The sequence below is a fragment of the Stenotrophomonas capsici genome, from assembly GCF_034961085.1.
In the GTDB taxonomy this organism is placed as follows: Bacteria; Pseudomonadota; Gammaproteobacteria; order Xanthomonadales; family Xanthomonadaceae; genus Stenotrophomonas; species Stenotrophomonas capsici.
The window spans coordinates 168,804-193,571 of sequence record NZ_JAYFUH010000085.1 but is presented as its reverse complement, the minus strand read 5'-3'; the positions used below and the strand labels follow the sequence as shown (position 1 = coordinate 193,571).

19 protein-coding genes are annotated in these 24,768 nt (G+C 68.6%); 11 read left to right on the top strand and 8 right to left on the bottom strand.

Annotation, left to right across the window (positions count from 1 at the left end; genetic code table 11):
- Positions 1-72: 72 nt before the first annotated feature.
- The 3 genes from murD to VA603_RS08160 all read right to left on the bottom strand — a co-directional run bounded on the left by murD (position 73) and on the right by VA603_RS08160 (position 5,519).
- On the bottom strand, positions 73-1,479 hold the full coding sequence (gene murD, locus VA603_RS08170; RefSeq protein ID WP_323438483.1) for a UDP-N-acetylmuramoyl-L-alanine--D-glutamate ligase: 1,407 nt from the start codon (positions 1,477-1,479) through the stop codon (positions 73-75).
- Positions 1,460-2,848 (bottom strand): UDP-N-acetyl-alpha-D-muramoyl-L-alanyl-L-glutamate epimerase, encoded by a 1,389-nt coding sequence (gene murL / locus VA603_RS08165; RefSeq protein ID WP_323438482.1) that lies wholly within the window; start codon positions 2,846-2,848, stop codon positions 1,460-1,462. Before murL ends, murD begins: the two co-directional genes overlap by 20 nt.
- Positions 2,849-2,915: 67 nt before the next feature.
- Positions 2,916-5,519 (bottom strand): bifunctional aspartate kinase/diaminopimelate decarboxylase, encoded by a 2,604-nt coding sequence (locus tag VA603_RS08160; protein WP_323438481.1) that lies wholly within the window; start codon positions 5,517-5,519, stop codon positions 2,916-2,918.
- A gap of 353 nt (positions 5,520-5,872) precedes the next feature.
- Between VA603_RS08160 and VA603_RS08155 the strand changes: the two genes are divergently transcribed.
- From VA603_RS08155 to VA603_RS08130, 6 genes are all read left to right on the top strand, one after another.
- The gene (locus tag VA603_RS08155) at positions 5,873-6,742 is read left to right on the top strand and encodes a PhzF family phenazine biosynthesis protein (protein ID WP_323438480.1); all 870 of its coding nucleotides are present in this window, start codon (positions 5,873-5,875) and stop codon (positions 6,740-6,742) included.
- 34 nt (positions 6,743-6,776) lie between these two features.
- Positions 6,777-7,637 (top strand): PhzF family phenazine biosynthesis protein, encoded by an 861-nt coding sequence (locus tag VA603_RS08150; protein ID WP_323438479.1) that lies wholly within the window; start codon positions 6,777-6,779, stop codon positions 7,635-7,637.
- 79 nt (positions 7,638-7,716) lie between these two features.
- Entirely contained in the window at positions 7,717-8,592 is an 876-nt protein-coding gene (locus tag VA603_RS08145) for a PhzF family phenazine biosynthesis protein (RefSeq protein WP_323438478.1), read from the top strand.
- 41 nt (positions 8,593-8,633) lie between these two features.
- Entirely contained in the window at positions 8,634-9,467 is an 834-nt protein-coding gene (locus tag VA603_RS08140; protein ID WP_323438477.1) for an SGNH/GDSL hydrolase family protein, read from the top strand.
- Positions 9,468-9,527: 60 nt separating this feature from the next.
- Positions 9,528-9,884, top strand: a complete 357-nt coding sequence (locus tag VA603_RS08135; protein WP_323438476.1) for a 5-carboxymethyl-2-hydroxymuconate Delta-isomerase — start codon at positions 9,528-9,530, stop codon at positions 9,882-9,884.
- Positions 9,885-9,920: 36 nt separating this feature from the next.
- Positions 9,921-10,541 (top strand): hypothetical protein, encoded by a 621-nt coding sequence (locus VA603_RS08130; RefSeq protein ID WP_323438475.1) that lies wholly within the window; start codon positions 9,921-9,923, stop codon positions 10,539-10,541.
- Positions 10,542-10,556: 15 nt separating this feature from the next.
- Here VA603_RS08130 and VA603_RS08125 read toward each other — a convergent pair whose 3' ends face one another.
- On the bottom strand, positions 10,557-10,970 hold the full coding sequence (locus tag VA603_RS08125; RefSeq protein ID WP_323438474.1) for a hypothetical protein: 414 nt from the start codon (positions 10,968-10,970) through the stop codon (positions 10,557-10,559).
- A 95-nt stretch (positions 10,971-11,065) separates the two neighbouring features.
- On the opposite strand from VA603_RS08125, the gene VA603_RS08120 reads away from it, so the two are divergent.
- Positions 11,066-11,428, top strand: a complete 363-nt coding sequence (locus tag VA603_RS08120; protein WP_323438473.1) for a GFA family protein — start codon at positions 11,066-11,068, stop codon at positions 11,426-11,428.
- 349 nt (positions 11,429-11,777) lie between these two features.
- On the opposite strand, the gene VA603_RS08115 is transcribed toward VA603_RS08120, so the two are convergent.
- The 3 genes from VA603_RS08115 to VA603_RS08105 all read right to left on the bottom strand — a co-directional run bounded on the left by VA603_RS08115 (position 11,778) and on the right by VA603_RS08105 (position 16,865).
- A complete protein-coding gene (locus VA603_RS08115; protein WP_323438472.1) occupies positions 11,778-14,123 on the bottom strand; it encodes a TonB-dependent receptor in 2,346 nt (781 codons plus the stop codon).
- Between the two features lie 220 nt (positions 14,124-14,343).
- Entirely contained in the window at positions 14,344-15,345 is a 1,002-nt protein-coding gene (locus VA603_RS08110; RefSeq protein WP_323438471.1) for an extracellular catalytic domain type 1 short-chain-length polyhydroxyalkanoate depolymerase, read from the bottom strand.
- 116 nt (positions 15,346-15,461) lie between these two features.
- The gene (locus tag VA603_RS08105) at positions 15,462-16,865 is read right to left on the bottom strand and encodes a GntP family permease (RefSeq protein ID WP_323438470.1); all 1,404 of its coding nucleotides are present in this window, start codon (positions 16,863-16,865) and stop codon (positions 15,462-15,464) included.
- A 156-nt stretch (positions 16,866-17,021) separates the two neighbouring features.
- Here VA603_RS08105 and VA603_RS08100 point away from each other — a divergent pair, with 156 nt between their 5' ends.
- The 4 genes from VA603_RS08100 to VA603_RS08085 all read left to right on the top strand — a co-directional run bounded on the left by VA603_RS08100 (position 17,022) and on the right by VA603_RS08085 (position 24,008).
- Positions 17,022-19,220: a TonB-dependent receptor gene (locus tag VA603_RS08100; RefSeq protein ID WP_323438469.1), complete on the top strand. Its 2,199-nt coding sequence runs from the start codon at positions 17,022-17,024 to the stop codon at positions 19,218-19,220.
- Between the two features lie 10 nt (positions 19,221-19,230).
- Positions 19,231-20,109 (top strand): alpha/beta fold hydrolase, encoded by an 879-nt coding sequence (locus VA603_RS08095; protein WP_323438468.1) that lies wholly within the window; start codon positions 19,231-19,233, stop codon positions 20,107-20,109.
- Positions 20,106-20,585 carry a MaoC family dehydratase gene (locus VA603_RS08090; RefSeq protein ID WP_132864694.1) on the top strand — a complete coding sequence of 160 codons (480 nt, stop codon included), beginning with the start codon at positions 20,106-20,108 and terminating at the stop codon, positions 20,583-20,585. Before VA603_RS08095 ends, VA603_RS08090 begins: the two co-directional genes overlap by 4 nt.
- Before the next feature lie 81 nt (positions 20,586-20,666).
- The gene (locus VA603_RS08085; RefSeq protein WP_323438467.1) at positions 20,667-24,008 is read left to right on the top strand and encodes a hybrid sensor histidine kinase/response regulator; all 3,342 of its coding nucleotides are present in this window, start codon (positions 20,667-20,669) and stop codon (positions 24,006-24,008) included.
- A gap of 11 nt (positions 24,009-24,019) precedes the next feature.
- Here the strand turns inward: VA603_RS08085 and VA603_RS08080 are convergent, their stop codons facing one another.
- Entirely contained in the window at positions 24,020-24,721 is a 702-nt protein-coding gene (locus tag VA603_RS08080) for a response regulator transcription factor (protein WP_323438466.1), read from the bottom strand.
- Between the last annotated feature and the right edge of the window lie 47 nt (positions 24,722-24,768).

Here is a 24,768-nt window from a genome sequence, read left to right as displayed (position 1 = left end):
ACTGGCCCCTCTCCCGCCTGCGGGAGAGGGGGGGTGAGGGGAAGCTTCTGGCCCAAGAAGCCAGCGCCCCGCTCAGCCCACGCCCAATCCGGGAATCGCGCTGATCAGGTCCGGATCAAACCCGGCCAGTTCAGCGAAATGACGACCACGCGCCACGTAGTCCTTGTAGGCACCAAAACTCGGTGCACCCGGCGACAGCAACACCACCCCGCCCTGCGTACCCAGTGCACCACGCGCCAGTTCCACCGCATGCGGCAGGTCGCCGCCGGCATGCAGGCCGAAGCGGCCCTCATCGGCCAAGGGCTGCAGCAGGGCGTGGATGCGCGGGCCGTTGGCACCCATGGTCACGATCTCCACCGGCGCGTCGTCGCGCATGTGCGCGGCGAAATCGTGCCAGTCCACGCCGCGGTCATGCCCGCCCACCAGCAGCGCGATGCGTTGCCCGGCAAAGCAGTCCAGCGCGGCCAGCGAGGCATGCGGCGTGGTGCTGATCGAATCGTTGACCCAACGCAACCCGTCGCGCTCGCCCAGCGTCTGCAGACGATTGGGCAGCGGACGGAAGCCCTGCACCGCCGGGGCCAAGGCCACCGCATCCAGGCCCATCGCTTCCAGCGCGGCCAGCACCGCGCACAGGTTGCCGCGGTTGTGCCGACCAGGCAGCGGTGTACTCGAGGTATCGAACACTGGCTGCGCACCGCGATGCACCACCTCGCCCACCATGTGCCAACCCTCGGGTTGGTTGAACCACACGATCTGGCTATGCGGCAGCTGCAGCGCGCGCAGGTGTTCGTCGGCGGCGTTGAGCACCGCGACACGCGGATGCCCGCCAGTCACCAGCGACAGCTTGTCGTCGATGTAGCGCTGCTCACTGCCGTGCCAGTCCAGGTGCTCGGGAAAGAGGTTCAGCACGATCGCCACGTCCGGGCGCGCGCCACTGCGCGCCACTTCGCCGGTCTGGTAACTGGACAGCTCCACCGCCCAGTAGTCCGGCGTCGGCTGCGGGTCCAGCACTTCCAGCAGCGGCAAGCCGATGTTGCCCACCAGGCCGGTGCGATGCCCCGCCGCGCGCAACAGATGCGCCAGCAGCGAGGTGGTGGTGCTCTTGCCCTTGGTGCCGGTCACGCACACCGTGTTGGGCAGGTTGCCGTCGGCATCGGCGTGTTCGCTGAACCACAGCGAGGTGCCGCCGATGAACTGCGTGCCCTGCGCGATGGCCTGCTGCGCCGCGGGCGCGTACGGGCTGATGCCCGGCGACTTGATCACCACCTCGAAGCGCGACAGTGCCGCGCCCGTGATGTCGGTTTCCACCTGCAGCGCGCCAGCGGTCTCGGCACGCGCCTGCTCGGCCTCGGCCGGCGGGCAGAACAGCGTCAGCGGCAGCCGTGGCAGGCGCTGGCGCAGTACCGCGAACGCGGCACGGCCCTCGCGCCCCCAGCCCCACAGCGCGACACGCTTGCCGTCAAGCTGCGAAATTCGCACGCAGACGCTCCCACAGTGCTGCCGGGATGCGGTGTTCGCCGTCGATGACCAGCAACGGCTCGATCTTCAATTCTTCCGCCGACAGCGTCGGCTGGATCAGGTTGGCGAAGCGCTTCACCAACACGTCTTCCTTCCATTCCGGACGCGCGGCCAGGGTGGCCATCGCCGCGCGCGATTCCTTGCCCTCGCCCACGCATTCGAACGGCTTGTGGTCCTGGAACTCCAGCAGCGCGTCGTAGCCACCGGCCTGCTCGCTGTCATCGAGCAGGTTGCGGCCGAAGATGCGCACCAGGCGCGTCTTGGGCATGAACGGGGCCAGCGCCAGGAACACGAAGTGACACTTCGGGCACACGCCGCACCAGCGGTTCACCGGGCGCTCGCCGAGGATGTGGAAATTGCGGTTGCAGCTGGAGAAATGTGCGTCGTAGAAATCGGTCTTGGCGAACTGGCGGGCCACCGCCAGTTCCGAGAGCGGGCGCAGCAGCGAGTAGTACTGCAGGTCGGCGGCCACGTGCTGCTGCACGTACTCACCGAACGCCTTCTCGAAGGCCCAGCCCTTGGACCACTGGTGGTTGACCTCGCCGGTGCCGGCGATCTGGCTGCCGTAGCTGGCCGAACGCTCGTTGGAGAACACCACCTGGTCCACGCCCTGTACCAGCGCGGCCAGCACCATGATCGCCGAGTTCACCGCGGTGACCGGGATATGCCCGTTCCACGCGCCCTGGCGATTGAGCTCGAACAGCTCCGGGGCCAGCGTGCGGCCGATGTTGAGCATCGGCAGGCCGGTGCGTTCGGCACAGGCGCGGATCAGCTGCGAGCCACCGATCCAGGTGACGGTTTCGGCCACGCCGGCATTGCGCAGGGCTTCGATGCTGACCAGCGAATCCTTGCCGCCGCCGATGGCGACCAGGGCGTGGTGGGTGAGGTTGAGATTGGGAGCAGGCCCCCCCTCACCCCCTGCCCCTCTCCCGCTGGCGGGAGAGGGGAGCGAAGCTACTGGCAGCTTGAACCTGCCGCGCAGGTTCAGGCCATTGCGGTAGGCGAACTCCCCCAGGCCGTTGAGGTAGACGGTTTCCACCAGTGCGGCGGTGTCGGTATCGATGGCATAGCTGTCGATGCTGACCTGCGCGGGTACGCCAGCCTTGTAGTAACTCACGCCGGCGATCAGGTGCAGCAGCTGCAAGGCACGCTGCACGGCTGCGGCGCGTTCACCCTCCAGCTGGAACGGCGCACCCGGCACGGTGACGGTCTCGGTCATCTCCGGGCCGTCGTCGAAGGCGTAGACCAGCCGCGCCACGCCGGTGTCCGCGGCGAAATCGCAGCGGACGAAGCGGAAACGGGAAACCTGGTGTTTATCAAAAGCTGTCATGGCGTATCCGAATCAAACGAACCGTTTTCGCGCGGGCGCGCGGCGGGACGACAAAAAAAGGTGGGCGTCAGGCATTGACCACGCCTTCGCGCGGCAGGACGCGCTGGTTGTAGGTACTGGCCATGCTGAAACCATAGGCACCGGCATCGGCGATCAGCATCACGTCCCCCGGCGCGGTGGCGCCGGGCAGCTTCACCCGTTGCGCGAACACGTCGCTGGATTCGCAGATCGGGCCGACCACGCTGAAATCAACATCGCGCGCATCGTCCAGCCGCGACAGGTTGGCGATGTCGTGCCAGGCGTCGTACAGCGCCGGGCGCAGCAGGGCGTTCATGCCGGCATCCAGGCCGACGCGGCGCACGCCGTCCTTCTCCACCACCTGCGAGGCATGGGTGAGCAGTACGCCGGACTCGGCCACCATGAAGCGGCCGGGCTCGACCGCCAGCTGGAACGCCGGGTGCACCGCCTTGATCGCGGCCAGGCCGGCGGCCCAGGCGTCCAGGTCGAACGGCTCGTCATCGTCGCTGTACGGCACCGGCAGGCCACCGCCGATGTCCAGGATCTCCACGCTGCCGATGCGGCGCGCGAAACCGGCCATTTCATCGACCATCTGCTGCCAGTGGCCGGCGTTCTCGATGCCGCTGCCCAGGTGCGCGTGCACGCCGGTGATGCGGATATCCAGCGCGCGCGCGGCGGCGATGAACTCGTCCACGCGCAGCGCCGACAGGCCGAACTTGGAATCCTTGCCGCCGGTGTTGACCTTCTTGTGGTGGCCGTCGCCATGGCCCAGGTCGATGCGCACCCACAGCTTGCGGCCGCGGAATACCTCCGGCCAGTGCTGCAGCAGCTCGACGTTGTCGATGGTGACATTGACGCCGCGCGCCAGCACCGCGGCGTACTCGCCGATCGGCGCGAAGCTCGGGGTGAACAGCACGCGCTCCGGCGCCAGGTCCGGCACCGCCGCGAACACCAGCTCCACTTCCCCTTGCGACACGCATTCCAGGCCGAACCCTTCGGCGGCCAGGGTGCGCAGGATGTCCGGGTGCGAGTTGGCCTTGATCGCGTAGAAACGGCGGTCGATGGCGCTGATGGCGTTCAACTGGCGGGCGCGCTCGCGCACCTTGTCCAGGTCGTAGATGTAGGCCGGCGTGCCCTGTGCGGCCAGCTCCAGCAGCTTCTGGCGCTGCTGCGGCGCCTGCCACCACGGCGTCTGCCGGGGGCGGATGGTGCCGATGATCTCCCGCCAGCGCGGACCGAACACCTGCTCTTCGTAGACCGGCATCGCGCCGCTGCCGATCAGCTCGTCGTGCAGGATCGGCAGCAACCCGTCGGCGTCGGCCTCGTCGATGACGAAGGTCAGGTTCAGGTCGTTGGACGACTGCGAGATCATGTGCACGCGCTCCTTGCCGAACGTGGCCCACACGTCGGAGAGCTTGTACAGCAGCGAGCGCATGCCACGGCCGACCAGGGTGATGGCCGCGCACGGCACGATCACCTTGACCTTGCAGATCTCCGACAGGTCGGCCGACAACGCGGCCAGCACGTCGGTGTTGACCAGGTTCTCGGACGGGTCCAGCGACACGGTCACGTTGGTCTCGGCCGAACCGATCAGGTCCACCGACAGGCCGTGCTTCTTGAACAGGTTGAACACGTCGGACAGGAAGCCGACCTGCTGCCACATGCCGATGCCTTCCATCGACACCAGCACGATGCCGTTGCGGCGGCTGATCGCCTTCACCCCCGGCACCGGCTCGGCGTTGCCGTCGATGCTGGTGCCCGGCATGTGCGGGCGCTCGGTGTCGAGGATGGCCATCGGCACGCCGGCGTCACGGCACGGCTTGATCGAGCGCGGGTGCAGCACCTTGGCACCGGTGGTGGCGATTTCCTGCGCCTCGTAGTAGTCCAGCCGGGTCAGCAGGCGAGCGTCGGGCACGTCCTTCGGGTTGGCGCTGAACATGCCCGGCACGTCGGTCCAGATTTCCACGCGGCTGGCACCGAGCAGCGCGCCGAAGTACGCGGCCGAGGTATCCGAGCCACCACGGCCCAGGATGGCGGTGCCACCGTCGCCATGGCGCGAGATGAAGCCCTGGGTGATCAGCATGCGCGTGGGCTGCGCGGAGAAGCGCGGCTTGAAGTCGGCATCGCCCTGCCACTGGCAGTTCACCGACAGGCGCTGCGACCAGGCCGTCTGGTTCGGTGCCGGCGGCTGCGCATGCAGCCACTGGCGGGCGTCCATCCAGCCGAAATCCAGGCCGTTGCTGCGCAGGTAGGCGGCACCGATGCTCGAGGACAGCAGTTCGCCCTGCCCCAGCACCTCGGCCTGCCAGTCCAGCGGACGGGTGGCGGCGCGCGGGTCGTCCAGCAGCGACTGCAGCGCGGCCAGCCGTTCGGCCAGTACCTCGCTGCCGAGCCCCAGCTCGGCGAGGAAGTCGTTGTGCCGCTGGACCAGCGCGGCCACGCGTTCACGGCTGTCGGCCGCGCCGTCGGCGATGGCGGTCAATTCATTGGTGACGCCGGACAGCGCCGACACCACCACCAGAACACGCCCACCGGTCTCGTCCGCACGTTTTTTCGCCAGTTCCCCGATCGTGTTCCAACGATGCCGACGGGACACCGAGGTGCCACCGAACTTGAGGACGATCCAGCGATCAGCGATTGGGGAAGCGGACATTGGCTTTGGAGGTTCACAGTGGGAGAAAGACCCGGCAATGCGGGCGGAACCCCCGATTCTATGCCAAGGCCCATGGGGCCGGACCGCTGATTTCGGGAGATACCATTCCAGCCCGCCCCCTCCCGGGGCGAAGAAAGTAGCACTTGCAACGATCCGGGTCATCCACCTGAACAGCCACCCCGTAGGAGCGCCCTCGGGCGCGAAGCCGATGGATCCCCCGGTTGCGCGATTCGGGACACGGATGCCTGGCCAGCTTCGCGGCCGAGGCCGCTCCTACCCGTGCTGCGACATTTGGTGGTGCGACATTTGCGTGCGGCTTGCCTAAGCTAGCCTGCCCTGTTCCCCACACCGCAATGACCGTTCGCCGCTATCTGCAGTTGGATGTGTTCTCCGCCCGGCCCGGCGCCGGCAACCCGTTGGGCGTCGTTCTCGACAGCGATGGGTTGGACAGCCAGGACATGCAGGCCATCGCGGCCTGGCTGAACCTGTCCGAGACGGTCTTCCTGCTGCCCTCGGATGACGAGGCCAGTTACCGCGTCCGTATCTTCACCCCATGCTGCGAGCTGCCGTTCGCCGGCCACCCCAGCGTGGGGGCGGCATGGGCAGCGCTGACCTGCGGGCGGGTGCGCCCGCGCAACGGCCTGCTGGTCCAGCAATGCGCCGCCGGCCGGCTGCCGGTACGGGTGTCCGGCCCGCCGCAGGCACCGCTGATCGAACTGGCCAGCCCGCCACCGCGGCGGCTGCCGGATCCCCCCGGGGCGGTCCCCGCGCAACTGCGTGCACTGGCCGCCGCCGGCCAGCCGCCGGAGCTGTGGGACAACGGCCCGCGCTGGTGGCTGCTGCCGGCGCGCGACGCCGCCAGCCTGCGTGCGCTGGTCGCGGACATGGCCGCGCTGCGCGACTGGAGCATCGCTACCGCTGCCACCGGCGTGGCCCTGTTCGCCCCCGAGCCCTGCCCGACGCATGCGCTGGTGGTGCGCGCGTTCTGCCCTGCCGATGCGCCTGACGTCCCCGAGGATCCGGTCACTGGAAGCGCCAATGCCCTGATCGCGGCGTGGTTGCGGGAGCGCGCCCAACTGCCGGGCACCGATGGCTGCTATGTCGCCAGCCAGGGCCGCGAAGTCGGCCGCGACGGTCAGGTGCAGCTCCGCGTGGAGGCGCAGGGCGAGATCTGGATCGGCGGCCAGGTCCAGCGGGTGATCCAGGCAAACCTGCACTGGTAAGCTGACCGGCCCCCTTCCTGGAGTGTCCCCCGCGATGGCCGTACGCCGTTATCTGCAGCTGGATGTGTTTTCCGCCCGTCCCGGCGCCGGCAACGCGTTGGGCGTGATCGTCGACAGCGACGGCCTGGACAGCCAGGGCATGCAGGCCATCGCCGCCTGGCTGAACCTCTCCGAGACCATCTTCTTCCTGCCGCCGGACGAGGGCGCCAGTTACCACGTCCGCATCTTCACCCCGAAGGGCGAGTTGCCCTTCGCCGGCCATCCCAGCGTGGGCGCGGCGTGGGCGGCGGTCGAACTGGGCCTGGCCACGCCGGACGAGGACGGCCGGCTGGTGCAGCAGTGCGCCGCCGGAATGCTGCCGGTCCACGTGCAGGGCGGGCGCTGGTTCCGCCAGATCAAGGTCCGCAGCCCGCAGGCCGAGCGCCGCGAGCAGCCCGTCCCGGTCCTGCCCGATGGCCTGGCCACCCTGGCCCATCCTGGCCAGAGCCCGGTGTTGTGGAACAACGGGCCGGACTGGTGGCTGCTGCAAGCCTCCAGCGAGGCCGCGTTGCGCCGCTACACCCCGGAGCTGGCGGCCATCGGCGCCCTGCCCGGGCGCGGCAAGCTGGCCGTGTTTGCCCCGGCCGACCGCCCGGACGTGGGCTACCAGTACGTCGTGCGCGCCTTCGCGCCCGGCGTGGGCGTCAACGAGGACCCGGTGACCGGCAGCGCCAACGCGCTGGTCGCCGCGCACCTGCTCGCGCAGGGCCGGATCAAGCCCGGCGACCAGTACCTGGCCAGCCAGGGACGCGAACTGGGCCGTAACGGCGAAGTGCGGGTGCAGGTGGATATCGATTCCCAGATCTGGATCGGCGGTGAGGTGCAGCCGGTGATCTCCGGCCAGATCGAGTGGTGATGTCGTCCCCTCTCCCCCACCCCGCTCCCGCCACGCGGGAGAGGGGCTGTCTACCGCATTGCTTCTCCACGGATTGCCCATGACCACCCGTCGCTTCCTGCAACTTGATGTCTTCGCACCCCGTCCCGGCACCGGCAACCCGCTGGCGGTCGTGCTCGACGCCGACGGCCTGGACGATGCCGCCATGCAGGCCATCGCCCGCTGGACCCGCTTGCCCGAGACCACCTTCATCAGCGCGCCGACCGTTCCCGGCGCCAGTTACCGCATCCGCATGTTCGCGCCGCAGAAGGAAGTGCCGTTCGCCGGCCACCCCAGCGTCGGCAGCGCGCATGCGGTGCTGGAAGCCGGGCTGGCCACGCCGGTCGATGGCCAGCTGATCCAGGACGGCATCGCCGGCCCGTTGCCGCTGCGCATCCACACGCAGGACGGCGTGCGCACCATCGCCATCCGCACCCCGCGTGCCTCGGTGGCCGAAGTGGTCACCGCCGATGACGCGCGCCTGCAACCGGCGATCCATGGCTGGCCGCTGGGCGAACTGCCGCCGGCGCTGATGGAGGGCGGCCGCCGCTGGTGGGTGGTCGAGGTGGCTGACGAAGCCAGCCTGCGCGGCCTTGCACCGGACTGGGAGGCGATCGCCACGCTGGCCGAAGCCACCGGCGCAATGGGCGTGTTCGCCTACGCCCGCAGCAGTGGCGAGGGCTACCAGCTGGTCGTGCGCGCCTTCGTCGGCAACGGTCGACGTTTCGAGGATGCCGCCTCCGGCGCGGCCAACGCCGTGCTCGCGGCATGGCTGGACGAGCGCGGCGCCCTGCCCGGCAGCGGCAAGCGCTACACCGCCAGCCAGGGGCGCGAGGTCGGCCACGACGCATTGCTGGAGCTGAGCATCGACGAACACGGCGAGGTCTGGTCCGGTGGCCAGGTGCAGACCGTCATCCAGGGAACCATCGACTGGTAAGCCAGGTCACAGCGGCCTGGTCTCCTGAAGGGAAGCACGCAATGCGCAGATGGATCCTGTTGGCCGCGCTCTGGTTGTCCGCCGTCACCCCGGCCTGCGCCGCGCCACCCGCGCCGCCCCAGCGCATCCTGTTCGTGGGCAACAGCCTCACCTACTACGGCAACCTGCCGGCGACCTTCGCCGCGCTGGCCCAGGCCAACGGCCATGCGGTCGAGGCCGAGATGATCCTTGAGGGCGGCGCCACGCTCAGCGAGCGGCTGGCCGATGGCAGCGTGCAGACAGCGCTGGCCGGACGACGACCGCAGGTGCTGGTGCTGCAGGAACGCGGCGGCGACCTGCTCTGCCTGGGCGGGCGGCAACGGTGCGAGCAGTCGCAGCATGCGCTGCAGGGACTGGCCGAGGCCGCCCGCGCCGTGCAGGCACGCGTGCTGGTGCTGGGCACCTACCAGGCCAATGCGCAGGCCTCGGCCGCGCTGGTGGAAAAGGAAGCCGCGGCCGCGCGCCAGGCCGGTGCGGAATACGTCGAGATCTCGCAGACCCTGGCCGACCTCTCGCGGCACCAGCCGGACCTGCCCTGGTATGCGGAAGACGGCATGCACCCCGGCCCGGCATTGACCCTGCTCGATGCAATCAAGCTCCATCACGCCCTGTACGGCATGCCGGAGGCACGCACGCTGGAGATCGACGCCCCCCGCTATGGGGCCAACAGCGGGCTGCAGGCAGTGCTGCGCCGCGCCGATGCCGCCGCGCCCAACGCCGGCACGCCGCCGCATATCCACTACGAACATGCCCAGGTCGAGCGCCTTGTCCGTGCACTGGATCACGCGGCGCGCGCCACCGACCCTGCCCCGGCAACGCCGTCATCGGCGCATTGATCCGGCTGCCGCAGGCGATACTGCAGGCCTTCCTTCCACGCCGCCCCGTCCAGGCCCTGAATGCCACATCTCACCCTTGAATACAGCGACAACCTCGGCACCGCGATCAGCCCGGCCGTGCTGCGCGGCTTGAACCACGCCCTGGTCGCCACCGGCCATTTCGACGAGGCCGACATCAAGACCCGTGCGCTGGCGTTCAATTGCGTGGCGATCGGCACCGACGACGCGCCCCGCGCCTTCCTGGCGGCAACGCTGTCCCTGCTCTCGGGGCGCTCGCTGCAGGTTCGCCAGGAGATCGCCCAGGCCTTGCTGGCAGCGCTGGAAGCGGCCGTGCCGGCCAATGGCAATGCCCTGCAGACCAGCGTGCAACTGGTCGAGATCGAACGCGACAGCTACGCCAAGTCCCACCGCGCCTGAGCCACCGGCGCCCTATCCACACCGCCAAGGACAGCCATGCCCCCCCTCCAGGCCCTGTACCACGCCATCGACGCGCACAACGGTACGTTCCTGTGTGAAGCACTGGACGATGCCAACATCACCCGCACCATCGACTTCCGCCATCAGCTGGCCCCGGCGCTGGGCATCGAAGGCGTCCCTGACCTGGCGGGCCTGCGTGACTTCTACCGGCAGTTCGGCGGTGTGTTGTTCTACGGCGACGAGGACAGCGGTGAAGCTGCCGTGCGGCTCGCCGCGCCGTCGGAGTGGGCGCTGCTGCGTTCCGGGTTCGATGGCTGGACCGAGGACATGGCCGAGGACGAACGCGAGGAGTACCTGCCGGAATGGGCCGATGATGCGCTGGTGGTCGGCGAGGAACCCCGCACCGGCAACTACCTGCTGATACCCACCCACGGCGCCGATGCCGGGAAGGTCTTCCTGTTCGACCATGATGGGTTCGAGTTCACCGAACAGGCCCCGGACCTGCTGGGCTACGCCTGGAAGCAGCTCGACCCGGATGACGGCGCCCTGCTGGCGATGGCCACCCACCTGCGTTTCATCAGCGATGCCACGCCGCACCAGTGGTGGATACGCGAACTGCGCGACAACCGCGGCAACATCGCGCGCACCCACGCGTGAGCCACGCCTGACGGACTAGACCGGTCGTCGTCCCAAGCGATAGCCCAGCCATGCGAATGGCAGGTAGGCCAGCACCACGTCCAGCACCTCGAACCAGCGTGGCGCCGGCAGCATGAAGCAACTGGCGATGCCACCGGCCAGGAACAGCACGCCGATCACGGCCGCCGGCACCCGGCTCACGCGGCCGGCGACCCAGGTGGCAAGCAGCGCGCCGGCGAACGTGCCCAATGCGTGGGCCAGGAAGGGAAAGACGAAATGGGCCGGCCCCAGCAGCGGCATCGCCGCCGCCAGGCCTTCGCTGGTGGTGGTATCCACGCCCGCCGGCGCCGGTACCACCCGTGCGCCCAGCAGGATCAGCCCCATGTTCACCGCGCTGCCGACGACCAACCCCACCACCACGGCCAGCAGCCCTTTCAGGAATGCACGCATCGCCCCTCTCCCATGACGCCCGATGATGCGCCAGTATGGTCCGCCCCGCGCGGCCAGGCACCTAGGCGCGCAGCATGACCCAAACGGAGCCCCGCATGCCCCACCGCCCCCTGCAGACCTACCGTGGCAGCTGCCACTGCGGTGCGGTCAGCTTCCGCATCCAGACCGAATTCCCCGAGCTGACCACCTGCGATTGCTCCATCTGCCGGCGCCGGAACGCGCTGATGGTCAAGGTGCACGAATCCGCGTTCGAACTGCTGTCCGGGCAGGAACAACTGGTCGAGTACCAGTTCCATACCCGCACCGCGCACCATTACTTCTGCGCCACCTGCGGCATCTACCCGTTCCACCGCAAGCGGGTGACGCCGGATTTCTACGGCATCAACGTATTCTGCCTGGAGGACTTCGACCCGACTGGAATCCCGGTGCGCGCCACGGTCGGAGCCGGCATGGCGTAAACCAACCGGCGTTCGCAGGGCTTGGTTTGCTTTTGGCTTTGGCGGTTCCCTTCTCCCGTTGGCGGGAGAAGGTGCCTGCAAGGCGGATGAGGGGCTGCGCGCAGCGTGCTTCCCGCACCGTCCAGGTGCGATACCTCCGCGGAGTGCCCTCTCCCCAACCCCTCTCCCGCACGCGGGAGAGGGGCTCAAGCAGACAATGGCGCCCGCGAGGCGGATGAGGAGCTGCGCGCAGCGTGCTTCCAGCATCGTCCAGTCGCGATACCTTCGCAGAGCGCCCTCACCCCACCCCCTCTCCCGCACGCGGGAGAGGGGCTAAAAACACGAGTCGCCATCAGGCCCCGTTGAACACTTATCGCCAGTTGTAGTTGAACGAGACGCCGATGATGCGCGGTTCGTTGTACACCGCAGCCATGTAGTTCTCGATCACGCCCTTGAGGTTCTTCTCGTTGGTGATGTTGCGCGCGAACGCCGCCACTTCCCAGGCACCGTAGCCGCCGGTGTAGCCCACCCGCAGGCCGCCTTCGAAGTTGCCCTTGGAATGGAACTCGTCGCTGCTGTACAGCACGAACTGGGTCTGCCCCTGCTTGTTCCAGTCGGTGGCGAAGAACAATGCACCGTCATCCCCCATCGGGACGTCGTAGCGGGCGGCCAGATTGAGGTTGTACCTGGGGGCGTTTGGCAGCGGGTTGCCGTCGATCTGCGCGTAGACATTGCTGCCGATCTTGATGGTCGGGTCGTTGACCGTGCACACCACCACGCCGTTGAGCGCACAGACCTGCGCATACACGCGCTTGTCCTGGATCTTGCTGTGCAGCAGGCTCAGGCCGGCGGTCAGCGACAGGTTCGGGATCGGGCGCCAGTCCAGGTCGGCCTCCAGGCCGTAGGCCCGGGCCTTGTCGGCGTTGAACAACACGCCGTTGCCGTTGGAGTCGTTGCCGTTGAGCTGGATGTCATCCACCGCATACGTGAAGCCGCTGACGTTCAGGCGCAGGCGGTTGTCGAACAGGCTGCTCTTGATGCCGGCTTCCCAGGACAGGATGGTTTCCGAATCGGCGGTGGTGAAATCGGCGTTGAACACCGCCGAGCGGCCCTGGATGGTCGGGCCACGGAAGCCACGTGCCACGCGGGCGTACACGCTCAGTTCGGCGCTGACCTCATACATCGCGCTCAGGTCCCAGCTGGGCTGGGTATCGGACATCGCCACATCGCGACGCCCCTTGTAGGTCACCGCCCCCGCGGCGGTGTCGGCGGTCTTGAGCAGGCGCGTGCGCTTCTCGTCCTTGGTGGCGCGGATGCCGGCGGTCAGGGTCAGCGCGTCGGTCGCCTTCCAGCTCACCTGGCCAAAACCAGCCCAGGAGGTGTTGGTGTTGCGCAGGCGCACCCAGTTGTTCGGGTTGTGCGCGGCCGTCTGCAGGAACCAGGCGCGCTGGTAGAAATCGGTGGTGTCGCGGCCATCGAAGTAGAACCCACCCACCTGCCATGACCACGGGTCGGTGCGGTTGGAAGCCAGGCGCACTTCCTGGGTGAACTGGTCCAGGTCGCGCACCTGTCCCATCGACTGGCCGTACCCGTTGGGCACGCCACCGACCGGGTAGTCCGCCGCGGCGCCGCCGTCGGTATCACCGCGGCTGTAGCCGGAGGTGGTTTCGTAGGCGCTGATCGACGTCAGCGTGGTGGCACCGAAGTCATAGGTCGCCTTGATCGAGCCGCCGTGGGTCTTGTAGGCCTGCGGGTTGTTGCCGGCTTCGTCGTAGGCCACCTTGTCGCGCGCCACGTCCACGCGGTTGCTGCCCTTGGTCAGCGCATTGCGCAGGAACAGGGTCGAGGTGCCTTCATAGTCGCGGGTGTGCGCCGAGGCCAGCAGCGAGAACTGCTCGTTGGGCTGCAACAGCAGCTGCAGGCGCAGGTTGCGGTCGTCGTAGCCGCCCATCGCGTCCTTCTTCGGCGTCACCGTGCCATCCGCGCTCGGGCCGTCGTAGGTGTTGTCGACCCAGTCGTCGCGGTGCTGGTACAGCGTGGAGACACGGTAGGACAGCACGTCGTTGATCGCACCGCCCATGCCGCCGTCGATGGACACGGTGTTGTAGCTGCCGTAGCTGACGTTGACCCGGCCGCTGCCCTCCTGGCTCGGCTTGACCGTGTCGAACTTGACGATGCCGGCGGTGGTGTTGCGCCCGAACAGCGAGCCCTGCGGGCCGCGCAGCACTTCCACCTGGTCCACGTCATAGACGGGGTTGGACTTGAGGACCACGTGTTCCAGCACCACGTCGTCCTGGATGATCGACACCGGCTGCGAGGCCCCCAGGTAGAAGTCGATGTTGCCCAGGCCACGGATGTAGAAGCGCGGGAAGATGCGCCCGGTGGTGGTCTCGGCATAGAAGCTCGGCACCCGGCCGGACAGCGCCAGCAGCGTGTCGTCGGCGCCTTCGGTGTAGCTGCGCAGTGCTTCGCCCTGGACCACGCCAACCGAGACCGGGACGTCCTGCAGGTTCTGCTCGCGGCGCTCGGCGGTGACGGTGATGGTGTCCAGCGCGGTGGCCGCGCTGCGCTCGACGCCTGGCGCGGCGTCCTGCGCCAGCGCGGACTGTGCGGCCAGCGGCAGGACCAGCAGAGCGCAAGCCTGCGCCAGCAGCGAGCGGCGCGGCAGCGTGCGGATGGAACGATTGAAAACACGTGAAACAGGGTGAAGCTGCATGGCGTTGCCCTTGGTTGGCAGGTGATGAGTCCGTTCGGCCCGGGTCGCACCGATGGCGCGGCATGAAAGCGCGCAGATCATCACTGCACAACATTGCAGTTGCGTAACACGGTCGCCCGCGTACGCGCCGGCCGACGGCCCGCCGTCCTCCATGCACCGCCGCCACCCGGGCCTGCATCAGGTCCGGGATGGCGGCAGGCAGATCACCAGGTGCCAGCACTCAGCGCTGGTAGCCCTTCAGGAACAGCCAGGTGATCAGGGTTGCGTCCGGGCCCTTCGGGTCGGTGAACGGCAGCCCGGAGGTACTGCCACTCCAGGCATGCCCCATCCCATGGATGACGTAGTGCTGGGCCAGCAGTTGCCCGCCATAGGTGTAGTTGTAGACGGTGTAGGCACGCCCGCCCGGCACTTGTCCGGCAATCGTGCTGGTGGGCACGTACTTGACCGAGTCGTTGTCGATGCCGTCATCGGCCAGGTCATTGGTCTGCAGGAACTGGCGCACCGCCTGCTGGCCATTCACCGGGTTGACCGTGGCATCGGCGCTGCCATGGAACACCAGCAGCGGGATCGGCCGTGGCGACGGCGAGCCCGAACACTCCCAGGCGCTGCGCCCGTTGCCGTCCGGGGAGTAGATGCTGCCGGCCAGCAGCGCGTAGGCGCTGCCGGAAACGGTGGTCGCGCCCTTGTACATGCCGCCGGAGTGCACCGCGCCGGCGGCGAACACGTCCGAGTAACAGGCCAGCATGATCGAGGTCATCGCACCGCCGGCGGAGATGCCGGTGACGTAGACCCGCCGCGCATCCACGTTGTAGTCGCCTTTCACCGCATCCACGATCCCGGCCAGGATCGACGCTTCGCCGCTGCCGCGCGCCTGGTTGACCGGCAGTTGCCAGTTCCAGCAGCGTGCCGGGTTGGCGGTGACGTTCTGACGCGGGTACACCGTGATGTAGCCCTCCACGTCGGCCACGTCGTTGAAGCCGGAAGCCTCGCCCATCAGGTTCGGCCCGTTGACGCAGCCGTGCAGCACCAGCAGCAACGGCCGGGGTTGCGCCGGGTCGTAGCCGGCCGGCACCCACACCTGGTATTCACGGGCACCGTAAAGATTGCCGTATACGCCGAAATCCCAATGCCCCACCGCCTGCGCGTGCGCGGGGCCCGCCACTGCAAACCATGCACACAGGGCCAGCAGGCCCGCCTTGATCATCTCGATGCCGGGTTTCATAGCCAGATCCTCATGCGTGAGTCGTGGATGAAGTCGTGCCGAAGTCACCACGGGGAGAAGCTCGCCCGCGGGTGTTGCCCCGCGGGTGTTGCCCCGCGGGTGTTGCCCCGCCGCCGTCACACCCAACCGGTGGCGTAATGGATGCCGATCACCACGAACACCGCGACCGTCTTGATGATCGTCACCGCGAAGATGTCCTTGTAGGCCTGTCGATGGGTCAGCCCGGTCACCATCAGCAGAGTGATCACCGCACCGTTGTGCGGCAGGCTGTCCATGCCACCGGAGGCCATCGAGGCGACCCGGTGCAGCACTTCCATGGGGATGCCCGCCGCCTGCGCGTTGGCGACGAAGGTCTCCGACATCGCCGCCAGCGCGATGCTCATCCCGCCGGAGGCCGATCCGGTCACGCCGGCCAGCCCGGTGACGGTGACCGCTTCGTGCAGCAGCGGATCCTTGATCGAGCCCAGCGCATTGGCCACCACCATGAAGCCCGGCAATGCGGCTATCACAGCGCCGAAGCCGTACTCCGAGGCGGTGTTCATCGCCGCCAGCAACGCGCCACCGATGGCGGCCTTGGTGCCTTCGGCGAACAGGGTGACCACCGGCCGCCAGGCCAGCACCAGCACCGTGGCGATGCCGACCAGCAATGCGCCTTCCACCGCCCAGATCGCGGCGATCTTCGGCACCTCCTGCACCACCGGTGCGGCCTTGCCGAGCACCGCGGGCACGAAGCTGTGCTCGGCACCGTACCAGTGCGGGATCCCCAGCGTCAGCAGCTTGTTGGACACGAACACCAATACCAGCGGCAGCACCGCCACCCCGGCGTTGGCCAGCGTGGTGCCGGCGAACGGCGCCGGCTCGTTGACCAGCGTCGCCGGGTCGCCATACCCCTCGCCATGACGCGCGGCCACGCGGCGGCGCCATTCCAGGTAGGCCATGCCGACGCCGAGCACGAAGAGGCTGCCAAGGATGCCCAGCACCGGCGCGGCCCAGGTATCGGTGCCGAAGAACGTGGTCGGGATGATGTTCTGGATCTGCGGCGTGCCCGGCAACGCATCCATCGTGAAGCTGAAGCCGCCCACCGCCAACGTGGCCGGGATCAACCGCTTGGGGATGTCGCTCTGCCGGAACATCTCCGCGGCGAACGGGTACACCGCGAACACCACCACGAACAGGGACACGCCACCGTAGGTCAGCAGCCCGGACACCAGCACGATCGAGAGCATCGCCCGTTGCGGCCCGAACAGGCCGATCGCCGCCTGCACGATCGACTTGGAGAACCCGGACAGCTCGATCAGCTTGCCGAACACCGCCCCGAGCAGGAACACCGGGAAGTACAGCTTCAGGAAGCCCACCATCTTGTCCATGAACAAGCCGGTGAACATCGGCGCCACCAGCGACGGGTCGGTCAGCAGCACCGCGCCCAGCGCGGCGATGGGCGCGAACAGGATGACGCTGTAGCCGCGGTAGGCCACCAGCATCAGGAAGCCCAGCGCGGCAAGCACGATCAGCAACGACATACGGCGCTCCCGGAAGAGGAGGCGCCAAGTATCCGGATCTGGCCGCCGCTGCCGACTGGACCTAGGTCCACTCGCTGGGCCGGGGGCTACGCCGCTAGCCTAGGCTCCACGGGTGGCAATGGGCCATCCGCAACGCACCTGCCTGGGGAGGACCGAATGAAGCGGAACTGTTTGAGCCTGATGATCGGCGCGCTGCTGGCCTCCGGGCCGGCACTGGCACAGGAGGCGCCGCAGGCCGCGCCGGCGGCGGACAGGGGCGCTTCGGCCACCAACCTGGACACCATCATGGTGACCGCGCGCAAGCGCGAGGAAACCCTGCAGGAAGTGCCGGTGGCGGTGACTGCGTTCACCTCCGAGGCACTGGACAAGTTGAACGTGCAGGACATCGGCGACCTCGACGCCCAGGTGCCCAACCTGACCATCTACGCCGCGCGCGGCGCCAGCAGCACGGTCACCGCCTACATCCGCGGCGTCGGCCAGTCCGACCCCACCTGGGGCGCCGACCCGGGCGTGGGCATCTATCTGGATGACGTCTACATCGCCCGCCCGCAGGGCGCGCTGCTGGACGTGTTCGACGTTTCGCGCATCGAGGTGCTGCGTGGCCCGCAGGGCACGCTGTACGGCAAGAACACCATTGGCGGTGCGATCAAGTACGTTTCGCGTGGCCTGCCGACCACCACCGAGGGCTTTGCCCAGGTCACCGTGGGCAACTACAACCAGCGCGATGCCAAGGCCGCCATCGGTGGCCCGCTGGGCGGGCCGGACAGCGGCCTGCGTGGCCGCATCGCGGTGGCCAGCATGAACCGTGACGGCTTCGGCGAGAACACCTACAACGGCCAGCCGGTCAGCGACAAGCAGGTCAACGCCGCGCGCCTGAACCTGGGCGCCTACGCCGGCGACGATTTCGACGTGCAGTTCGCGCTGGACTGGATCGACGACCAGTCCGGCATGCGCGGCTCGAAGATGCTCGCGCGCAACCCGTTCACCCCGGCCTACCCGCCGATGGACGATCGCTACGACATCCGTTCGGGCATGCCCAACGTCAACAGCGTGGAAACCAAGGGCGCCTCGGCGACGGTGAACTGGCGGCCCAACGAAGACTGGGCGCTCAAGTACGTGGTCGCCAAGCGCGAGTCCGACTCGCACTCCAACATTGATTTCGACACCACCCCGGTCAAGCTGGCCGATGTCGGCGGCTTCTACGAGGACAACCAGGTCAGCAACGAACTGCAGGCCAACTACGACGGCGGCGGGCGCGTGCGCGGCGTGGTCGGCCTGTACCAGTTCAGCGGCGAGGCCGGTGGCCAGATCCGCAACAACTTCTTCAACCTGCAGTTCGGCGACACCCGCGGCAAGGTACTCACCGACAGCGTCGCGCTGTACGCGGACTGGACGTTCGACCTGACCAGCAGGCTCAAGCTCGACGTCGGCGCGCGCTACACCGACGAGGACAAGCGCGCGATCGTGCTCAACCGCTTCTACGCCGATGCGACCTTCACCCGGCCGATCGCGGTGGCCGCCGACTTCGACAAGACCACCAACTTCAAGAACGTCTCGCCGAAGGTGTCGCTGGACTACCAGATCACCCCGGACATCATGGTCTACGGCCTGGCCACGCGTGGCTTCAAGTCCGGCGGCTACAACATCCGCGCCAATGCCGTGGCGGTGCCGCGCTCGGCCGAACCGTTCGACGACGAGACCGTGGACAGCTACGAGATCGGCAGCAAGATGGCCTTCCTCGACCAGCGCCTGTTCCTGAACCTGTCGGCCTTCCACAACAAGTACAAGGACATCCAGCTGTCGGTATTCACCGGCATCGATACCAACGGCGATGGCGTGAACGATGCCTTCTTCGGCGACTTCACCAACGCCGGCAAAGGCACGGTCAACGGCCTGGAAGTCGAGTATCAGTACCTGCCGACCCAGAACTGGCTGATCACCGGGAACCTGGCCTGGCTGGACACCAAGTACGACGAGTACATGGACCGTGGCGTCAACGTCGCCGACCAGATGAAGTTCACCAATGCACCCGAATTCTCCGGCGCGGTGAACGTGGAGTACCGCACCGACCTGGCCAACGGCGGCAACCTGTCCGCGCGGGTGGGCTACAGCTACCAGAGCGAGGTCTGGCCGACCACCGACCTGAGCCCGGTGATCCGGCAGGATGGCTACGGCCTGGTCAATGCAGGCGTGATCTGGAAACTCAACGATGCCTGGACGTTCTCCCTGCAAGGCACCAATCTTGCCGACAAGGAGTACCGCACCACCGGTTACAACATCCCGGCGGTGGGCACGCTGATCGGCTTCTACGGTCCGCCGCGCCAGTACAGCCTCAGCGTCCGCTACGACTTCTAGGAACCCCTGCATGACCCGGTCTTACGATGACCTGTACTGGAACAGCAGCGACGGCCTGCGCCTGCATGCACGTGACCACCGGCCGGCAGCAGGGACATCCCCCCGCGGCACGGTGGTGTGCATTCCCGGGCTGACCCGCAACGGCGCCGACTTCGACGCGCTGGCCACGACGCTGTCCGCGCGCGGCTGGCGCGTGCTGGCAGTTGATCTGCGCGGCCGCGCGGGCTCGGCGCGCGCACCCGACCCGTCCAGCTACAACCCCCGCACCTACGCCGATGATCTGGTCGCGCTGCTGCGCGCGCAGGGCATCGACAGGAGCGTGTTCATCGGCACTTCGCTGGGCGTGCTGGTCACCATCACCCTGGCCACGCGCGCCCCCGGGCTGATCGCCGCCGCCGTGCTCAACGATGCCGGGCCGAAGGTGCCACGCCAGGCGCTGGCACGGATCGGCAAGTACGCCGGCAAGCACCTGCCGCCGATGGACCTGGCGCAGGCAGCCGCCTACGCCGAGTCGATCGGCAAGGCATCGTTCCCGCGCTTCGGCGCCGACGACTGGCGGGACATGGCCACGCGCATGTTCCGCGAGCGCGACGACGGGCTGCTGGAACTCGACTACGACCCGGCCGTCATCCGCACCACCCGGCCCTGGGTGTTGTGGCTGCTGCGGCCGCTGCTGTGGCGCGCGGTCCGCACGCTCACCGGCCAGGCTCCGACCCTGATCGTGCGGGGCGCGCTTTCGGACATCCTTCCGCCCGACGTGGCACGGCAGATGGCCGCCACCTCGGCGAACGCCCGCCTGGTCGAAGTGCCCGAGGTCGGTCACGCCCCGACCCTGTCCGAGCCGGAAGCGCTCCAGGCCATCCTGGCCTTGCTGGAGCGCGTGGCATGAGCACCATTGACGACCACCTGCCGCCGGCAGTGGCGGCACTGCAGCGTTGGGCCGAAGCCGAGCGGTTGGGGACGGGCGTGCAGGTGGGGCAATCCCGCATCGATGCGTTCGCCGATGCCACCGGCGACCACAACTGGATCCATGTCGATCCGGCGCGGGCGCAGGCCGAGCTGCCCGGCGGGCAGACCATCGCCCATGGTTTCCTGCTGCTCTCGCTCACCGTCCAGGACGACGTGGCCGCGCTGGCCGCGCTCCCCGGCATCACCCGGGTGCTCAACTACGGCTTGAACAAAGTACGCTTCCTGGCCCCGGTGCCCAGCGGCGCGGACGTGCGCGTGCGTTCGCGGCTGCTGTCGCTGCAATGCCGCCAGCCCGGGCAATGGCTGCTCACCCAGCACAAGACGGTGGAACTGCAGCCGACCGGCGACGTGGCGCTGGTGGCCGAACAGCTCGCCCTGGTCCTCATCGACCCCTAGCCCGCCACGCCCTCGCCGCGACCGCGCCACCGTGCCGACCGGCACCTGCCTGGCGGCCGGCCGGGTCCCTACACTGGAGCGATGTTGACGCCCTCCATCGTCCTGTTGGCCTGCCTTGCCTGGACCGTGCTGCTGTTCGGCGTGGCGCTGTGGGGCGAACGCCAGGGCCATCGCCTGGCACGTGCCTGGCCGGTGATCTATGCGCTGTCGCTGGCGGTGCACTGCACCGCCTGGACCTACTACGGCGCCGCCTCGCAGGGCGCGCAATGGGGCTTCGCGATCCCGCCGACGCTGATCGGCATGGCGTTGATCTTCGCCTTCGGCATGCCGTTCCTGGCGCGGCTGGGCCGGCTGGCAAAGCAGCACAACAGCGCCACCATCGCCGACCTGGTGGTGGCACGGCTGCGCACCGACCAGGGGCTGGGCATGACCATCACCCTGGTCGCGCTGATCGGCATCATTCCCTACATCGCCTTGCAGCTGAAGGCGATCAGCCAGGGTCTGGGCGCACTGCTCGGCGACCAACTGGCCAGCGGCGGCGCACCGCCGGACGTGTCGTTCTGGTTCGCGCTGACGATGGCGGCGTTCACCCTGCTGTTCGGCGCGCGCAAGGCGTCAGCCACCGAGCACAACCGCGGCATCGTGGTGGCGCTGGGGCTGGAGTCGCTGCTCAAGCTGGCCGCACTGCTGGCCATCGGCTTGTATGCGGCCCTGTCAGTACAGGCCGACAGCCCCTTGCTCGCACGCATGACGCAGCTGCCGCCGCCCGCAGTGGTCCCGGACTTCCTCACCATGGTCGCGCTCGGCGCGATGGCGGCCTTCACCCTGCCCCATCAGTTCCACGTCGGCGTGGTCGAGCTGCGCCAGACCTCCGACCTGAAGACCGCGCGTTGGCTGTTCCCGCTCTACCTGCTGCTGATCGGGCTGCCGTCGGTGCCGATGGCGCTGTCCGGCGCGGCCCAGCTCGGGCAGTCGGTATCGCCGGACGTCTACGTGCTGATGCTGCCGCAGGCCGCCGGCCACCATCTCCTGGCCCTGCTCGCCTACCTGGGCAGCCTGAGCGCGGCCACCGGCATGATGATCCTGTCCGGCCTGACCCTGTCGATCATGCTCGGCAACCACGGCTTCGGCTCGCGCCTGCTCGGCGGCGTGCATGGCGACACCGGCGCCGACCTGCGCCCGCGCGTGATCGCGTTCCGGCGCGCCGGCATCCTGGCCGTGTTCCTGATGTCCTGGCTGTACAGCCGGGCGATGAGCGACACCGAAGCGCTCAGTGATTTCGGCCTGATGTCCTTCACCGCGCTGGCGCAGCTGGCACCGGCGGTGCTGCTGGCGGTGTACCGCCCGCGCACGCCCTCGCCGGCCATCATCGCCGGCATCGTGACCGGCTCGCTGGTATGGCTGTGGCTGGTGCTGCTGCCGATGATCGTCTCGCCGCCGGCCGCCTCGGAAGGGCTGCACTGGGTCGTGTTCTTCCCGCTGCGCGTGCAGCCGGGCCACATCGCGATCAGCATGGGCGTCAGCCTGCTGGTCAACCTGATCACCGTCGCGGTGATGGCGCGCGCGGTGCGTCCGTCGTTGCCGCAGCAACGCGAAGGCGTGGCCGCCGCCTCCATGCGCAAGACCGCCGGGCGCTTCCTCGGCCAGGAACGCACGCGGCAGCTGATGGCCGGGCATGCCGGGCAGATGCTGGACGACCAACGCGTCACCGCCATCGAGCGCGAGCTCACCGCCGTGGTCGGTGCCGGGATGGCGCGGTTGCTGGTCGAGGCCGCGCGCGATGGCGGCGCCGCGCCACTGGAAGCGGTCACCCGCGCGGTCGGCGAAGCCACCCAGGTACTGCGCTTCAACCAGCGCCTGCTCGAAGCCGCGCTGGAGAACATGAGCCAGGGCATCAGCGTGGTCGACGCGCAGCTGCAGCTGGTGGCTTGGAACAGCCGCTACGCCGCGTTGTTCAAGTTCCCGCCCGAGCTGCTGCAGGTGGGCCAGCCGGTCGCCCATCTCACCGAATGGGCAATGGGACAGCTGAAGATCGGCCAGGGCGGCGCCGATACCCCGGCCAAGGCGCTGAACCGGCGCGTGGCGCATATGCGGCGCGGCACGCCGCACCTGTCCGAGCGCATTTTCCCCGATGACACCATCGTCGAGATCCGCGGCAACCCGATGCCCGGCGGCGGCTACGTCGCCACCTTCACCGACGTCACCGCGTTCCGCCGCGCCGAGGATGCGCTCAAGCGCAGCAACGAGACCCTGGAGCGCCGCGTGCAGGACCGCACCGCGCGCCTGGAGCAGGCCGTACACGAGGCCGAACGCGCCAACGTGGCCAAGACGCGCTTCCTGACCGCGGTCGGCCACGACCTGATCCAGCCGCTGCATGCCGCCCAACTGCTGACCGACGCCATGTCGCAGCACCTGGAGTCCGAATTCCTGGACAGCTTCCTGCGCCAGATCCGCGGCGCGCTGGACTCCACCGACGACCTGCTCTCCGGGCTGCTCGACATCTCGCGGCTGGAAGCCGGTGGGCTGGTCGCCGACCCGCGCCCGTTCGCGCTGTCCAACGTGCTCGACCCGCTCGCACAGGAATTCTCGGTGCTGGCCGCCGCACGCGGCCTGCAGTTCCGCTACGTGCCCAGCCGCGCCTGGGTGCACAGCGACCCGCTGCTGCTGCGCCGCGTGCTGCAGAACTTCCTGGCCAACGCCATCCGTTACACGCGCAGCGGCGGCGTGCTGCTTGGTGTCCGCCGGCGCGGCGAGGCGCTGGTGGTCGGCGTGCACGACAGCGGCCCGGGCATCGCCGCCGACCAGCAGGGCGTGGTGTTCGAGGAGTTCCAGCGCGGCGACCGCAGCAACGGGCAGGGATTGGGCCTGGGCCTGACCATCGCGCAACGCATCGCCGCCCTGCTGCATGCGCCGTTGTCGCTGCACAGCGCGCTCGGCCGCGGCTCGGCCTTCGCCATCACGGTGCCGCGTGCCTACCCGCCGCGTGCGCCGCGCAACGACGCGCCCGCGGCCACCAGCACCATCAAGGGCACCCGCGCGCTGGTGGTGGACAACGACCCCGATGCGCTGGCGGCGATGCGGCAGATGCTGCTGGCCTGGGGCTGCGAGGTCACCGCGCTGGCCGATGGCGCCAACGCGGGCACCGCGGCGCGCGAGGCCGGGCTGTGGCTGTTCGACTACCACCTTGATGACGGTGACACCGGCATTGCCCTGTACGCGCGTCTGGCCGCTATGCACGGCCCGCGCCCGACCGTGATCCTCAGCGCGGACACCGGCAGTGACACGCGCGAGGCCGTGCGTGAGGCTGGCTTGTCACTGTTGAACAAGCCTTTCAAGCCGCTGGCGCTGCGCTGGGCGATCAACCACCTGCTGGCCGCGCGTGCCACCGGCGAGGACGCCGGCGCAACGGGGGCCTACGGCTGACCGGTGCCGGCTCAGGCCTCTTCGGCGGCCTCGCGCTGCACCCGCGCGTCCGCGTCCTCGATCTGCCGGGAGGGATCGGCCAGGCCGAGCTCATGCAGGACGCGGATCGCCTGCGCACGGTTGCGCACGCCCAGCCGGCCCATGATGCGCGTCATGTGTGCCTTCACCGTGCGCAGCTGCACCCCCAGGCGGTCGGCGATCTGCTTGTTGAGCAGGCCTTCGGCGACCAGGCTCAACACCCGGTACTGGTGCGCCGACAGGCTGGACAGCCGCGCGGCCAGGTCGGCATCGCGGCTGAACGGCGCCACCCGCGCGACGGTATCGCGCAGCATCGCCGGTATCCAGCGCTCGCCTTCAAGCACGGTGAGCAGCGCCTGCTGCAGGTCCGCCAGCCCCGAACTCTTGGGCAGGTAGCCGGCCGCCCCCAGGTCGATGGCACGCCGGATCACATGCGGTTCCTCGTTGGCCGAGACGATGATGATCGCCAGCCCCGGCTGCAGCGCGCGGATCGTCGCCAGCCCGGCCAGGCCGTGGTTGCCCGGCATGTGCAGGTCGAGCAGCATCAGGTCGATCGACTGGCCGTCGATGGCTTCCAGTACCCCGTCCAGTGAATCGGCTTCACTGATCTGCAGGTCGACCACCGCTTCATCGGCCGCGCGATGCAGCGCGGCTCTGAACAGGGGGTGGTCATCGGCAATGAGCAGGGTTGGCATCTCGGGCCGAGGTTAGCAAATCCCATTGCAGCTGAGCACGGGGACCT

What these genes read in the sequence shown, in the direction of transcription:
- VA603_RS08135 (WP_323438476.1), top strand. Translation starts at nt 9,528, where the DNA reads ATGCCACATCTCACCCTTGAATACAGCGACAACCTCGGCACCGCGATC.
- murL (WP_323438482.1), bottom strand. Translation starts at nt 2,848, where the DNA reads ATGACAGCTTTTGATAAACACCAGGTTTCCCGTTTCCGCTTCGTCCGC.
- VA603_RS08150 (WP_323438479.1), top strand. Translation starts at nt 6,777, where the DNA reads ATGGCCGTACGCCGTTATCTGCAGCTGGATGTGTTTTCCGCCCGTCCC.
- VA603_RS08140 (WP_323438477.1), top strand. Translation starts at nt 8,634, where the DNA reads ATGCGCAGATGGATCCTGTTGGCCGCGCTCTGGTTGTCCGCCGTCACC.
- VA603_RS08125 (WP_323438474.1), bottom strand. Translation starts at nt 10,970, where the DNA reads ATGCGTGCATTCCTGAAAGGGCTGCTGGCCGTGGTGGTGGGGTTGGTC.
- VA603_RS08115 (WP_323438472.1), bottom strand. Translation starts at nt 14,123, where the DNA reads ATGCAGCTTCACCCTGTTTCACGTGTTTTCAATCGTTCCATCCGCACG.
- VA603_RS08130 (WP_323438475.1), top strand. Translation starts at nt 9,921, where the DNA reads ATGCCCCCCCTCCAGGCCCTGTACCACGCCATCGACGCGCACAACGGT.
- VA603_RS08110 (WP_323438471.1), bottom strand. Translation starts at nt 15,345, where the DNA reads ATGAAACCCGGCATCGAGATGATCAAGGCGGGCCTGCTGGCCCTGTGT.
- VA603_RS08085 (WP_323438467.1), top strand. Translation starts at nt 20,667, where the DNA reads ATGTTGACGCCCTCCATCGTCCTGTTGGCCTGCCTTGCCTGGACCGTG.
- VA603_RS08095 (WP_323438468.1), top strand. Translation starts at nt 19,231, where the DNA reads ATGACCCGGTCTTACGATGACCTGTACTGGAACAGCAGCGACGGCCTG.
- VA603_RS08100 (WP_323438469.1), top strand. Translation starts at nt 17,022, where the DNA reads ATGAAGCGGAACTGTTTGAGCCTGATGATCGGCGCGCTGCTGGCCTCC.
- VA603_RS08090 (WP_132864694.1), top strand. Translation starts at nt 20,106, where the DNA reads ATGAGCACCATTGACGACCACCTGCCGCCGGCAGTGGCGGCACTGCAG.
- VA603_RS08155 (WP_323438480.1), top strand. Translation starts at nt 5,873, where the DNA reads ATGACCGTTCGCCGCTATCTGCAGTTGGATGTGTTCTCCGCCCGGCCC.
- VA603_RS08105 (WP_323438470.1), bottom strand. Translation starts at nt 16,865, where the DNA reads ATGTCGTTGCTGATCGTGCTTGCCGCGCTGGGCTTCCTGATGCTGGTG.
- VA603_RS08145 (WP_323438478.1), top strand. Translation starts at nt 7,717, where the DNA reads ATGACCACCCGTCGCTTCCTGCAACTTGATGTCTTCGCACCCCGTCCC.
- VA603_RS08080 (WP_323438466.1), bottom strand. Translation starts at nt 24,721, where the DNA reads ATGCCAACCCTGCTCATTGCCGATGACCACCCCCTGTTCAGAGCCGCG.
- VA603_RS08120 (WP_323438473.1), top strand. Translation starts at nt 11,066, where the DNA reads ATGCCCCACCGCCCCCTGCAGACCTACCGTGGCAGCTGCCACTGCGGT.
- VA603_RS08160 (WP_323438481.1), bottom strand. Translation starts at nt 5,519, where the DNA reads ATGTCCGCTTCCCCAATCGCTGATCGCTGGATCGTCCTCAAGTTCGGT.